Origin of the sequence: Parahoeflea halophila (genome assembly GCF_900220985.1) — a bacterium.
Taxonomy (GTDB): domain Bacteria; phylum Pseudomonadota; class Alphaproteobacteria; order Rhizobiales; family Rhizobiaceae; genus Hoeflea; species Hoeflea halophila.
Genome location: NZ_OCPC01000001.1, coordinates 785,805 through 798,249 on the forward strand (window position 1 = coordinate 785,805; position 12,445 = coordinate 798,249).

Here is a 12,445-nt window from a genome sequence, read left to right on the forward strand (position 1 = left end):
GCAGCAGCCGTCAAGGCGACAAATGGCATCTTGAACAAATAACAAGGCATAGCGGATTCCGGTCAGTTGGAAACCGGCAGGATATAGGCGTCGAAACAGGGCGTCAGTTCGATCCGCTGGTGTTCGGTCAGGGCCGATTGATAATGCTCGAACAGCACCTTTCTGGCGTGGTGCACCGGACAGGACGGCGCCAGCACCAGGTCCGTCCCGGCCACCGCGTCACGGGTCCTGTCGTCGAGCTCGGGAACCGCCCGGCTTGGATCGGCACCGATTGCGACATGGTCCGCCCCCTTCTTGTTCAGGATGTAGGGAAACGGATTGGCGAAATCGAGATTGAGGACACGTTCGAACCGGCGCCGGCTGCGGACTTCCAGCCCCTTGATCGCCACTGCCGCTGCCTGCATTTCCTTGAGCAGCAGATACTGGTAATCCGGGTCCGAAAACAGCAGGAACGAAGGCAGCGCCTCGGTTTCGGCAAGCGCGTCGTAGGCGTCGCGGTGGGCGATGTAGATCCCGCGCATCCGCTGCGCCCGCTCGACGAAGATATCCTTGGCCGACACCTGGCCGATCGGTCCCAGATCCGGCGCATCAAGCTCGACATAGCCGGGCGACACCGCAAGCGCCCGCGCAGCCTTGTGCAGCACTGTGCTCACAGGCGGCACCACCGTGAAGCCGATCAGCACCAGGATGACCATGCGGTAGCGCCCATAACCGTCTCTCAGCCGCATGAGGATTGCCAGAAGCGCCGGCCAGACCATCAGGAAGGCCTGGCTGCCGGTGTTTTGGGTCTCGTAGAACAGCCCACAGACCAGCAGCAGTCCGACCCAGAACCAGTCCGCATCAATCAGCCGCGCGATCCGGGTGGCGCCAGCGCGGCCACCGGCTGCGGGATTGCCGCTCAGGGCCGCGATCAGCAACACCATCGCCAGAGCCCCGCCAGCGCCGAAAACGTTGAAATGCAGCGACGCGGCAGTCAGGAACCGGGGCAGCAGCGCACCAGTGTTCTGCGAGGCCAGCACCACGATGTCCTGCACATAGGGCACCACCAGCCCGGTGGTCAGTTCGGCAATGCCACTTACGCCGACGCAGATCAGCGCGGTGGTGAGTGCGGTTGCAATGCGGATCCGCCCGAGTACGACCCCGAACAGCAGGATCGGCCCGGCGGCCAGGAATGCCGTGATCTTGCAGAACGCCAGCGCCAGCACCAGCACGCTCAACAGCACTGTCTGGATTATCGCTCCCCGCACGAACAGCACCGTCACCGCCACCAGATAGTTCAGATGCGCGCCGTGCCGGTTGTAGATGCCGAAGGCGTCGGTGCCCGGATAGGGATAGAAATGCACCAGATTGTAGGGCAGCAGGGTAAACAACATCCACGGGATGAGCAGCCAGAAGGCCAGCTTGCCGCGGCCGCCCCGGGCAACATCCCACAGGATCAGCGCCATCACCGGCGCCGTCACCGGCAGCCAGATCCACTGCGTCATCAAGACCGGTTGGGCCTGGGGAAACAGCCAATTGGAGAAGGCGGCCAGGAAATATTCGAGCGGCCCGACCGGCGCGAAGAAATCTATCGCAGGCCACTGCCCCTGCGCGATCCGGCCGATCGCGTCATAATAGACCAGCACGTCCCAATACATCGGCCCGATCGGCAGCACCAACGGCAGGCTCTGCAGCACGACCAGCAGCAGCGCGAACGCGATCAAAAACGGATAGAGCCAGACCAACGCGCCCCGCCCCCGGGTTTCGTCGATCTCGATGGAATTCGTGCTCATTCTGCCCCCGCCCTGATTCTCTGCGCCGCGATAGTCGGCGATACCCCGCATCAAGGTCAATCACGCGCCTCGGCAAGGCTGGGTGCCGGGCAGGCCCCGCAAGCAGGACCATCGGGACTGAACCGACGTCTTACTCAGTTGGAAAAGAAAGAAAGGATGTATCCGTTTGGGAATGCATCCATCAGACTGCTCATTCTGACCGGAGCACGCCTCAGCGAGGTCTTGACCCAGCAATGGACGTGGGTCGATTTTGATAACTCATGCATTCGCCTTCCGGATTCTAGAACCGGTGCAAAACCGATATACTTCAGCCCACCGGCCATGCAGGTCTTGGCAGGGCTGCCGCGTTACGAAGACAACCCTCATGTTATATGTGGCATGAAAAAAAGGGGTGCGTTTGGTCAACTTGCAGAAACCATGGCGCGCGATCCGGACGAAGGCAGAGCTGGATAATGTCCGCATCCATGATTTGTGCCATCCCGTCGCGTCCATCGCAGTCGTCAGCGGCATGTCGTTACCAATGATTGGAAAGCTTCATGGACATTCGCAGCCACAAACGACAGCGCGTTATGCCCACTTGGCAGACGATCCGATAAAAGCTGACGCCGATCAGATCGAGCGTAAGATCGATATCATGCCCACCCTATTTGTTGTCACAAGCTGAGCAAGCAGGTATCGCTCCATTTATTCGGACCCGTTGCCGAAAGCTTGGTAATCAGGAGTTAAGTGGCAAAAGTTCTGTTTATGCTCCTTAGAACGGAGGCGATTCCCGGCAGATTTCTGCATGGTGACAGCGTGCCTTCCGATGACAGAGATCACAGGCTCGAATCCCCTCGGGTGCGCCTTTTATCCACCATTCCTGAGCAAAACAGCGAACAGACGTTAGTGTACCTTGTAAGATTGCCGATCGATAACTTCGATCGACAATACGAGCGTCTGATCACGCTCAATAAAGCCTGACGATTTCTCCAAATGACGCAAGGACCTTTGAAACTTCGCTCAGGACATCGTTGATGACTGCTCCAGGTTTCAAAGGTTCTCCTTTATCAGAATCTCGATGCGGATTTTTTCCTGAGAAGCCAGCGGAACGCGCTGATCGTTGCGGGCCTTGAGGATTCTGACGGCGCTTCTCACCAGATGCCCCGAATTCTGCGCAATCACGGCATCGATTTCGCCGCTTCGAAGGGCCGCCTCGGTAAACGGAGTGCGCTCGTGCACAATCTTCACCAGCGGCTTTGTCGCTAGCCTGGATATTTCGCCGATCGGGACTCGGGCTTCGGCGCTCATCACGTAAATTCCCGAGATGTCCGGATGGTTGGCAAAGACGTTTTCAAAAATGCGTGCGGTTCTTGCTGTGTCGCCGCGTGTTTCAACCGATGGCAGGGTTTGCAGGCCGGGATATTCCCGGTTGATGACCTCGTCAAAGCCAAGCCGCCGCTCAATGCTGTCACGCGCCTGCATGGTCTCCGAGACAATGAGTATCTTACCCCTTATCGAGGTCGAGAAACGCCCGATTAGCTGTGCTGCGGTGGCACCCGCCGCATGATTGTCGATCCCGACAAAGTCGTTGCTGCCGGCTTTCGGCTGGCCCGTAAGAAACTGGACAACCTCAATGCCGCGCTCCAGTAGCCGATTGATCGCATCGCGAACCTGCGGTGATTCCGGCGCCATGATTGCAATGCCTTGTGTGGTGTCTGCTTCAAGTGCGCCAAGATAGGCGGCAAGCTTGTAAGGATCCTCAACTGGCAGACGAATGGCCGCTACATCGGTCATTTCGTCGGCAAACGCCTTGCTCGCCTCCTCGATCTGCCTAACGAGAACATTCATGAACTGATCTCCATGATCGGGAAGCAGAAAGCGAAACTGATAACTCTTTTTTCGGGCCAGGTTGACCGCAGCCAAATTGCGGACAAAACCTATTCTTTTGATGGCCTCATTGACTTTGTTGACCGTTCGCGGCTTCACGCCAGGGCGGCCGTTCAAGACCCGGTCGATGGTCGCAAGACTAACGCCGGCTTCAACTGCCAAGTCTTTTGCTGTTGGTCTCATATGCCTCAGATATCCTGGTCCATTGAATTCGCCGCAACGGGCGTGATCCGATTAGTTCAACAAAATGAGTGGGAAATCAACTTTTGAGGTGCGCACCTCAGAAATGTGTTGCAATGAGGTGCGCACCTCATTACGGTTTGGCTCAGGAGAAGAGACCGCGCTATTCTGGCGGGGTTGGTTAAATGGGAGGACTGCTGTGATGAAAAACAGAATGATGAATTCTGCCGCGACGATCGGGCTGCTGCTGGGAGCGGGCCTTGCTGGCACGGCGCTGACGACGACATCTGCACAAGCTGCGGATCTGACCCTGTGCTGGGCCGCCTGGGATCCGGCCAACGCGCTGGTCGAGATGAGCAAGGATTTCGAAGCCCAATCCGGCCACAATATGAGCTTTGAATTTGTGCCTTGGCCGAATTTTGCCGACCGCATGCTCAATGAGCTGAACTCGGGCGGCACGCTCTGTGACCTTTTGATTGGCGACAGCCAGTGGATTGGTGGCGCGGCTGAGAATGGCCAGTATGTCAAGTTGAACGACTTCTTCGACCAGGAAGGCATCGACATGGCCGACTTCCTCCCCGCAACCGTGACCGGTTACGCGGAATGGCCCAAAAACACCCCGAATTATTATGCCCTGCCCGCTTATGCCGACGTGGTCGGCTGGACCTATCGCAAGGACTGGTTCGAGCGCCCTGAACTCCAAGCCGAGTTCAAGGAAAAATACGGCCGTGATCTCGGCGTGCCGAACACCCTTGCCGAGCTCAAGGACATCGCCGAGTTTTTCCAGGGCCGCGAAATCGACGGCAAGACGGTCTACGGCGCGGCCATTTACACCGAGCGTGGCTCGGAAGGCATCACGATGGGCGTGACCAACGCGCTCTACAATTACGGTTTCCTGTATGAAGATCCGGAAAACCCCTACGAGCTTGAAGGCTTCGTGAATTCTGAAGGCGCGATCGAGGCGCTTGAGTTCTACAAGGAGCTTTACGATTGCTGCACGCCTCCCGGCGCCTCAGATGCTTACATGTCGCAAAACATCGACGCCTACAAATCCGGACAGGTTGCCATGCAGATGAACTTCGCCTTCATCTGGCCCGGCGTGGAAGCCGATCCGAATGTTGGCGGTGGCAAGTCAGGCTATTTTGCAAACCCGGCAGGTCCCGCCGGTCAGTTCGCCCAGCTTGGTGGCCAGGGCATCTCCGTCGTTGCCAATTCGGACAACAAGGACGCTGCGCTAGAGTACATCAAGTGGTTTGCGCAAAAGGATGTCCAGCAGAAATGGTGGGACGTCGGCGGTGCATCGGCGATGCGTGCGGTCGTGGAAGACCCTGGTTTCGCAAGCAGCCAGCCCTTCGCCCGGACCTTCCTGGATTCCATGGCAATCGTAAAGGACTTCTGGGCGGAACCTGCCTATGCATCCCTGCTGTTGCCCATGCAGGAGCGCATTCACAACTATGTTGTGGCTGGCAACGGCACCGCCAAGGAAGCCCTGGACGGGCTGGTCAAGGACTGGGATGAAGTCTTTGAAGACGAAGGCAAGAAGTAAGCCTTAACCCGTGTACTCCTCCCACTGGGTGGCAAGGCCGGAACCATGGAGTTCCGGCCTTGCAAGTGGGATCTAGGGGAAAGCTATGGCAGAAAATGTAATAGACCGCGCAGCCCGGGCTACCCCGCCGCTTGTGGCGCAAAAGGTGAAGGGCCTCTCCGACAGGGCAATCGCCTGGATCTTCGTTGCCCCGACTATTGCCATCCTGTTGGCGATCAACATCTTTCCGCTGATCTGGACGGTTTACCTCAGCTTCACCAATTTCCGAGTGAACCGTCCCAACAGTGACATCGAATGGGTGGGTTTGCGGAACTACGAGCGCATTCTGGGTGACCCGGATGTCTGGATCACGATGCAGGCGACTGCGCATTTCCTGATCTGGACTATTGTCTGCCAGGTGCTGATCGGCTTTACGCTCGCCTATCTCATCAACAAGAAATTCAAGGGCAATGACCTCTGGACCACGATCATCGTCTTTCCGATGATGCTCTCGCCTGCCGTGGTCGGCAATTTCTGGACCTTCCTGTATCAGCCGCAAATCGGCCTGTTCAATTACATCGTCGGCTTTGTCACCGGCGCGGACCCTTCTAGTTTCTCCATGATCGGAGAGGTGTCTCTCGCACCCTGGGCGATTGTGATCGTCGACACCTGGATGTGGACTCCCTTCGTCATGCTGATCTGTCTCGCCGGGCTGAGGTCCATTCCCGACAGCATTTATGAAGCGGCGGAGTGCGACCGTGCCAGCAAGTGGCGGCAGTTCTGGACCATCACGATCCCGATGATCCTGCCGTTTCTCATGCTGGCTGTGCTGTTCCGGGGCATCGAAAATTTCAAGATGTTCGATCTGGTCGTGCAACTGACCGGCGGCGGGCCGGGCAACACCACGACGCTGACCTCCATCGATCTCAAGCGCGAAGCTTTCGAGAAATGGCGAACCGGATATTCGTCCGCATATGCTGTCATTCTGTTTGTCACGGTCTTTGGACTGGCTTCCATCTATGTAAAGGCGCTCAACAAGGTGAAACAGAGATGAGCTTTTCAGTCACCGAGCCGTCGCCGCGGCAAAAATGGATCGCCGGCATTCTGGTGGTGGGCTACGCGCTGATTACCATGCTGCCGCTTCTCTGGATCGTCGCAACAGGCTTCAAGTCGTCCGCAGATTCAATCGCCTATCCGCCAAAAATCCTGTTTGAGCCGACGGTCGAGGGATATGTAAACGTGTTTACGACCCAGACCCGGTTGAGCAATGAAATGGCCCAGGAGCCGCGCGAGAACCTGCCCTGGTACGAACAGCTGGTGCGCGAGAAGGGCAACACGATTGTCGGGCAGTCGCGTTACACAGAACGGTTCTTCAACTCGGTCATCATTGGATTTGGCTCAACATTCTTTGCGATCGTGCTCGGAACGGCTGCGGCTTATGCATTTTCGCGCTTCAAGGTTCCGCTGAAGGACGATCTGCTGTTCTTCATTCTCTCCACCCGGATGATGCCGCCGATTGCGGTTGCGATTCCGATCTTCCTGATGTTCAGGAATCTGGGACTCAACGACACCCATGCGGGCATGATCCTGCTCTACACGGCAATCAACCTGTCGCTGGCGGTCTGGCTGATCAACGGGTTCATAGATGAGATCCCGATCGAGTATGAAGAGGCGGCGCTGATCGACGGCTATACCCGGTTCCAGGCGTTTTACAAGGTCGTCCTTCCGCAGGCGGCCACAGGCATCGCCTCGACCGCGATTTTCTGCCTGATCTTCGCATGGAACGAGTATGCGCTTGCCGTGCTTCTGACATCGGGCACGGCACAGACGGCGCCGCCGTTCATCCCCACGATCATCGGTGTCGGCGGACAGGACTGGCCTGCGGTTGCCGCAGGCGCAACGATCTTCCTGGTGCCGGTGATGGTGTTCACAATCCTTCTGCGCAAGCATCTGCTTCGCGGCATTACCTTCGGCGCGGTGCGCAAATGACTCATTTCATCAACGGCCTGCTACGCTTCAGGCGGGGTTCCTGGGAATTGCTGGCGTCGATCCTGATTGCCCTGGGCGTAATCATGCTCATGCAGCCCTTCGTGCTGTCGCTGTTCACCTATTCCTTCATTGTCACACTCGTTGGCACGGTGATGTTCATCATCGTCAGCCATTTCCCGGAGTAGCTCATGGCGCAGATTATGATCAGGAATGTGCGCAAGGACTTCGGATCCTTCACGGCGGTCAAATCCTCGACCTTCACCATCGAGGATGGTGAGTTCTTCATGCTGCTTGGCCCCTCGGGCTGCGGAAAGACCACGACGCTGCGGATGATGGCCGGGCTTGAACTGCCCACCAGCGGTGAAATCTACATTGATGGTGAGGAGGTGGGCATGAAGCCTGCCAGCCAGCGCGACATTGCATTCGTGTTTCAGATGTTCGCGCTCTACCCGCACATGAATGTCGGCAAGAACATCTCCTACCCGCTTGTAAGTCAGGGCATGCCGCGCGCCCAGGTCAGGAAGAAGGTCGCCGAAGTGGCCGAGATCCTTGGGATCGCGGATATCCTCAACCGTCCTGTCGGGGGCCTGTCCGGCGGCGACCGCCAGCGGGTCGCTCTTGGCCGCGCAATCGTGCGCGACCCTAAGGCTTTCTTCATGGATGAGCCGCTCGGCGCGCTCGATGCCGAGTTCCGCGAACGCATGTCCGAAGAACTGCGTGCGCTGCATGATCGCATGAACGCGACAACGGTCTATGTCACCCATGACCAGCTCGAAGCCATGCAGATGGGCGACAAGATCGTGGTGATGAACCATGGCGTGGTCGAGCAGTTTGGCCGGCCGCAGGAAATCTACGACTGGCCGTCGACAATGTTCGTCGCCGGTTTTCTTGGCTCGCCGGCCATGAACTTCCTCGAATTCGATGGCCAGCTCTCCATGAACCGGAATAGCGTTCACATGAACGGAACCGACTTCCAGATACCTACTTCGCTGGAAGGCGCCAGGGGCAGGCTTGCGCTCGGCGTCCGGCCGGAACATGTGCGTTTCTCCGATTCGAGCGGCTACAAGGGAGAAGTGCTTGCAACCGAGTATCTCGGCACCACCCAGATCGTAACCATTGCCACCCCGAACGGATCCATCAAGTCGCGAATGAGTGCTGCGCAGCCGGTCTCGGTTGGCGATATGCCGGGACTGGAATTCGATTCCCGTACGATATCGATCTTCAATGTGGAGACCGGCCGGGCTTTGTTGTCACAAGCCAATCAGGAGGTCTTGCGGCATGGCTGAAGTCGTTCTGAAAAATGTGACCAAGCGCTTCGGCGCAGATGTGGCGCTGGAAAATGTCAGCATGACCGTTCCCGACGGTTCGTTCGTTGTCCTGCTGGGCCCGACGGGTGCGGGCAAGACGACCACGCTCAGGATGATATCCGGGCTCGACAGGCCGGATGCAGGCGACGTGTTGATCGGTGGCCAGTCAATGGCCGGGCTGACGCCCGCACAGCGCAATGTCGCGATGGTATTCCAGCAATATTCGCTCTATCCGCATCTCACCGTGCGCGAGAATCTGGAATTCCCGCTGAAGTCGCCGCTTCTCAAGACACCTGCCGAAGAGATTGCCCGCAAGATCAGGGAAGTCGCCGAGGTTCTGCAGATTTCCCACAAGCTCGACAACAAGGCGACCGCACTGTCGGGTGGCGAGATGCAGCGGGTTTCCATCGGCCGCGCGCTGGTGAGAACGCCGACAATCTACCTGATGGATGAGCCCTTGAGTTCACTCGACGCCAAACTGCGCGCCGATCTGCGAATCGAGTTGAAGCGCATTCAATCCAAATCCGGCGCGACGCTCTTATATGTCACGCACGACCAGATCGAAGCGATGACAATGGCAACCCATGTCGGCGTTCTCGACCGCGGCAAGCTGGTTCAGTTTGGCAGCCCCCGGGAAATCTATGAAAACCCGGTCAGCATCTATGCCGCGAGCCGTCTCGGTCAGCCCAGGATCAATATAGTGCCGGCCTCGTTGTTTGGCGGTGCGCCAGCCAAGGCCGACAAGATCGGCCTCCGGCCCGAGCAGATCGTGCAAGGCGAAGGCGAGGACAGCCTGGTAACCCGTGTTGAACATCTGGGTGATCAGACGCGATTGCATCTCAATTACAAGAGCCATGAACTGATCACAGTGACGGACGCGCACACTCAACTCAACGAAGGTGACACGGTCAAAATCCGACCTGAGAAGCCGTTCTATTTCGATGCCCAGGGCGACCGGGTGGCCTAGAGCGCCTTTGCGCGGTTGCACACCGAAAACGCTTTGACAACTTGCCTGACACTATATCTGGAGGACCCTTCAATGACCCAGTTTATGAACCAGAAGGAAAGCATCGTTACTGATGCCGTTGATGGCATTGTTGCGACATCGGGCGGTAAACTTGCCCGTCTGGACGGGTATCCGCACATACGGGTCGTGGTCCGCAACGACTGGGACAAGTCGAAGGTGGCCCTGGTTTCGGGCGGCGGCTCGGGGCATGAGCCAGCGCATGCGGGTTTTGTCGGCGCGGGGATGTTGACCGCCGCAGTGTGCGGCGATGTGTTTGCATCCCCTTCCGTGGATGCAGTCCTCGCCGGCATCCTGGCTGTCACCGGGCCTGCCGGATGTCTGCTGATCGTCAAGAACTACACCGGCGACCGGTTGAACTTCGGTTTGGCAGCCGAACGGGCCAAGGCATTCGGTCTCAATGTCAGCATGGTCGTTGTCGATGACGATGTGGCCCTACCGGATCTACCGCAGGCACGCGGCGTGGCGGGCACCCTCTTTGTGCACAAGATCGCCGGTGCACTGGCTGAGCGCGGAGCAAATCTTGATGAGATCACTGCCCGCGTCGAGAAGGTGATCGCCGGCACAAAGACGATCGGCATGTCGCTTGATACCTGCACGGTTCCGGGCTCGCCAAAAGAGGCCCGCATTCCCAAGGGAATGGCCGAACTTGGCCTTGGCATTCATGGTGAAGCTGGCGTCGAGCAAATCCAGTATACCGATGCCCGGCAGGCGATGGGCGCAGTTTGCGGGAAACTGGCCGCACACATGGCGGACGGCAATCATGTCGCGCTTCTCAACAATCTGGGCGGGACGTCCGTGCTTGAGATGGCCGTTCTGGCCAATGAACTGGCTAGATCAGAGATTGCCGGAAAACTGAAATGGATTATCGGCCCGGCTGCGATGGTCACCTCGCTGGACATGCGAGGGTTCTCCGTTTCGGTCTATCCGGCCACGGATGATGATCTGGAGGCACTGTCGCAACCGAGCCCTCTTCCGGCCTGGCCGGACGTCTGCGAAATTGCGCCGGTGACGGTGCGCAATCTGCCGGACGGCCTTGCGCCGATCAAACCGCTTCCGTCCGAGCACGAGGAAACGCGGGCATTTCTGACCAAGTGCTGTGAGATACTGATCGCCTGCGAACGCGATCTGAACGTGCTGGATACGAAATCAGGCGATGGAGACACAGGTTCAACGCTTGCCGGGGCAGCCCGCGCCTTGATCGCATCGATGGACACCCTGCCACTGGCGGATCACACCCAGCTCTACCGTGCCATTGGGCAGGAACTCAGTCAGACCATGGGCGGGTCCTCGGGCGTGTTGCTGGCAATTTTCTTTGCTGCCGCCGGTGACGCGGCCTCAAGCGGTCTCTCCATGACCGGGGCGCTGAAGGCGGGTCTGACCAGGATGCAGGAGATCGGGGGCGCGAACCTCGGTGACCGAACCATGGTGGATGCGCTTCATCCTGCCCTTGAAGCGTTGGACGAAAGCATCGCCAAGGCAGCCCAGGCCGCACGCGCCGGTGCAAACCATACGGCCACGATGGTCAAGGCAAATGCCGGCCGTGCCGCATATATCAATGCGCAACAACTTGAAGGTCACACGGATCCCGGTGCTGAAGCGGTTGCACGTCTGTTCGAGCATCTTCGGGACTAAGCTGCCACGATGCCATCGTTAATCACGACCAGATCGAAGAAGTCACGCGACACTGACTTGAAGATCTTGTCAGAGTCGTTGGGACCAGTCAGCGCCTGATAAACGCCCAGGTGGATCCCATAGGATGGATCGATCTTACGATTTTTCACTTTGGTCATCACCGCGCCGAACGGCTTGAAGTCGTTGACCAGAGTCTGGTCAACCAGAATATTCCGATCGGCAAGAAAGAGGTTGCGTTTGGCCCTGCCTGCTTTCCAAAGTCGCCGGATGATCTGGAAAGTCGTCTAGGTCTTGCCGGTGCCGGTTGCCATTGCCAGCAGGACTCGCTGCTTTCCCCTGGCAATCGCCTCGAAGTCAGATTGATTGCATCAATCTGCTAATTGCCCGGCTTCTTGCCATCGCCTTCGCAAAAATAGGGCTGCTCAACCAGCGCTACCTCATCGGGTTCGATAGTGTGGAAGCACTGATAGCACCGCCACAACTCACGTGGAGTTGGAAAATCTTCAAGCCTCAGCTCAGTTTCGATATCGCTTCCGACCGGTGCCGTTTTGTCATGGCTGGCGAATGCATCGCCGTTGGAGCTGAAGGCTGAAGGCAGCTTCAGGATGCCGGCATAGTCCAGCCCCTGTTGAAGTCCGTAGCTGACGCTAGACGCATTACTCTTGGCCTCGATGAGGGCGACGGGAAGCGAGGGCTACTAGGATAGGACGTAATCTGCAAATTTTTTTTCTTCTGGTTTCGTGACGAGGCATTACCGCGCACGATGACAGGCCCGGGCGTTAGCGTCACTTCGCGGCGGATCTGCGTCATCGGATCCCAGCCACTGGTTTTCAGCGCCTGCGCGATAAACAGATTGCAGATATCCGTTTCGCTAAACAGCAGCTTGTCTTTCTTGTCCAAGCGCTCCCCCGAACAGATCATCTCGCCAACGCGCTGTCCCCATTTAAAACCTATCCGTCTGCTTCGTAACAGCAAAGATTGGATTTGCTCAATCAGGTCATTGCTTTGATCGGCCACGCCTGGACTTGTAGGTGTAGAGGGAGCGGTCGATCCGCAGCGCATGACACGCCTTGCGGATCGACACCTTCCAGACCTCCCGGACTTCATCCACAAGCTGGCGTCGGCGGGCGGCTTCAAAGCTCATTTG

The 12,445-nt window shown here is 57.9% G+C and carries 13 protein-coding genes; 8 read left to right on the forward strand and 5 right to left on the reverse strand.

Annotated elements, in window-relative coordinates; genetic code table 11:
- Positions 1-62: 62 nt before the first annotated feature.
- Entirely contained in the window at positions 63-1,772 is a 1,710-nt protein-coding gene (locus CRO46_RS03785; protein WP_143438939.1) for a hypothetical protein, read from the reverse strand.
- Positions 1,773-2,163: 391 nt separating this feature from the next.
- Between CRO46_RS03785 and CRO46_RS03790 the strand changes: the two genes are divergently transcribed.
- Positions 2,164-2,436, forward strand: coding sequence for a tyrosine-type recombinase/integrase (locus tag CRO46_RS03790; RefSeq protein WP_097105197.1), 273 nt, complete (start codon positions 2,164-2,166; stop codon positions 2,434-2,436).
- 365 nt (positions 2,437-2,801) lie between these two features.
- On the opposite strand, the gene CRO46_RS03800 is transcribed toward CRO46_RS03790, so the two are convergent.
- On the reverse strand, positions 2,802-3,821 hold the full coding sequence (locus CRO46_RS03800) for a LacI family DNA-binding transcriptional regulator (protein ID WP_179758938.1): 1,020 nt from the start codon (positions 3,819-3,821) through the stop codon (positions 2,802-2,804).
- A gap of 199 nt (positions 3,822-4,020) precedes the next feature.
- Here CRO46_RS03800 and CRO46_RS03805 point away from each other — a divergent pair, with 199 nt between their 5' ends.
- The 7 genes from CRO46_RS03805 (at position 4,021) to CRO46_RS03835 (ending at position 11,298) form a co-directional block, all read left to right on the forward strand.
- Positions 4,021-5,364, forward strand: coding sequence for an ABC transporter substrate-binding protein (locus CRO46_RS03805; RefSeq protein WP_097105202.1), 1,344 nt, complete (start codon positions 4,021-4,023; stop codon positions 5,362-5,364).
- Between the two features lie 85 nt (positions 5,365-5,449).
- The gene (locus CRO46_RS03810) at positions 5,450-6,397 is read left to right on the forward strand and encodes a carbohydrate ABC transporter permease (protein ID WP_097105204.1); all 948 of its coding nucleotides are present in this window, start codon (positions 5,450-5,452) and stop codon (positions 6,395-6,397) included.
- Complete coding sequence (locus CRO46_RS03815) at positions 6,394-7,332, forward strand: carbohydrate ABC transporter permease (protein WP_097105206.1); 939 nt, start codon at positions 6,394-6,396, stop codon at positions 7,330-7,332. The genes CRO46_RS03810 and CRO46_RS03815 overlap by 4 nt, the downstream gene beginning before the upstream one ends.
- On the forward strand, positions 7,329-7,517 hold the full coding sequence (locus CRO46_RS03820; RefSeq protein WP_097105207.1) for a hypothetical protein: 189 nt from the start codon (positions 7,329-7,331) through the stop codon (positions 7,515-7,517). The genes CRO46_RS03815 and CRO46_RS03820 overlap by 4 nt, the downstream gene beginning before the upstream one ends.
- A gap of 3 nt (positions 7,518-7,520) precedes the next feature.
- Positions 7,521-8,618, forward strand: coding sequence for an ABC transporter ATP-binding protein (locus CRO46_RS03825; protein ID WP_097105208.1), 1,098 nt, complete (start codon positions 7,521-7,523; stop codon positions 8,616-8,618).
- On the forward strand, positions 8,611-9,606 hold the full coding sequence (locus CRO46_RS03830) for an ABC transporter ATP-binding protein (RefSeq protein WP_097105210.1): 996 nt from the start codon (positions 8,611-8,613) through the stop codon (positions 9,604-9,606). The genes CRO46_RS03825 and CRO46_RS03830 overlap by 8 nt, the downstream gene beginning before the upstream one ends.
- 72 nt (positions 9,607-9,678) lie before the next feature.
- A complete protein-coding gene (locus CRO46_RS03835; protein ID WP_097105211.1) occupies positions 9,679-11,298 on the forward strand; it encodes a dihydroxyacetone kinase subunit DhaK in 1,620 nt (539 codons plus the stop codon).
- Here CRO46_RS03835 and CRO46_RS20055 read toward each other — a convergent pair.
- The 3 genes from CRO46_RS20055 to CRO46_RS19915 all read right to left on the reverse strand — a co-directional run bounded on the left by CRO46_RS20055 (position 11,295) and on the right by CRO46_RS19915 (position 12,442).
- Entirely contained in the window at positions 11,295-11,570 is a 276-nt protein-coding gene (locus CRO46_RS20055; protein WP_210421493.1) for a DEAD/DEAH box helicase family protein, read from the reverse strand. The genes CRO46_RS03835 and CRO46_RS20055 overlap by 4 nt on opposite strands.
- A gap of 328 nt (positions 11,571-11,898) precedes the next feature.
- Entirely contained in the window at positions 11,899-12,198 is a 300-nt protein-coding gene (locus CRO46_RS20060; protein WP_210421475.1) for a hypothetical protein, read from the reverse strand.
- 97 nt (positions 12,199-12,295) lie between these two features.
- A complete protein-coding gene (locus tag CRO46_RS19915) occupies positions 12,296-12,442 on the reverse strand; it encodes a hypothetical protein (RefSeq protein WP_179758939.1) in 147 nt (48 codons plus the stop codon).
- Positions 12,443-12,445 lie beyond the last annotated feature (3 nt).

Coding starts and splice junctions, on each gene's coding strand:
- CRO46_RS03785 (WP_143438939.1), bottom strand. CDS start 1,772: ATGAGCACGAATTCCATCGAGATCGACGAAACCCGGGGGCGGGGCGCG.
- CRO46_RS03800 (WP_179758938.1), bottom strand. CDS start 3,821: ATGAGACCAACAGCAAAAGACTTGGCAGTTGAAGCCGGCGTTAGTCTT.
- CRO46_RS03805 (WP_097105202.1), top strand. CDS start 4,021: ATGAAAAACAGAATGATGAATTCTGCCGCGACGATCGGGCTGCTGCTG.
- CRO46_RS03810 (WP_097105204.1), top strand. CDS start 5,450: ATGGCAGAAAATGTAATAGACCGCGCAGCCCGGGCTACCCCGCCGCTT.
- CRO46_RS03815 (WP_097105206.1), top strand. CDS start 6,394: ATGAGCTTTTCAGTCACCGAGCCGTCGCCGCGGCAAAAATGGATCGCC.
- CRO46_RS03820 (WP_097105207.1), top strand. CDS start 7,329: ATGACTCATTTCATCAACGGCCTGCTACGCTTCAGGCGGGGTTCCTGG.
- CRO46_RS03825 (WP_097105208.1), top strand. CDS start 7,521: ATGGCGCAGATTATGATCAGGAATGTGCGCAAGGACTTCGGATCCTTC.
- CRO46_RS03830 (WP_097105210.1), top strand. CDS start 8,611: ATGGCTGAAGTCGTTCTGAAAAATGTGACCAAGCGCTTCGGCGCAGAT.
- CRO46_RS03835 (WP_097105211.1), top strand. CDS start 9,679: ATGACCCAGTTTATGAACCAGAAGGAAAGCATCGTTACTGATGCCGTT.
- CRO46_RS19915 (WP_179758939.1), bottom strand. CDS start 12,442: ATGAGCTTTGAAGCCGCCCGCCGACGCCAGCTTGTGGATGAAGTCCGG.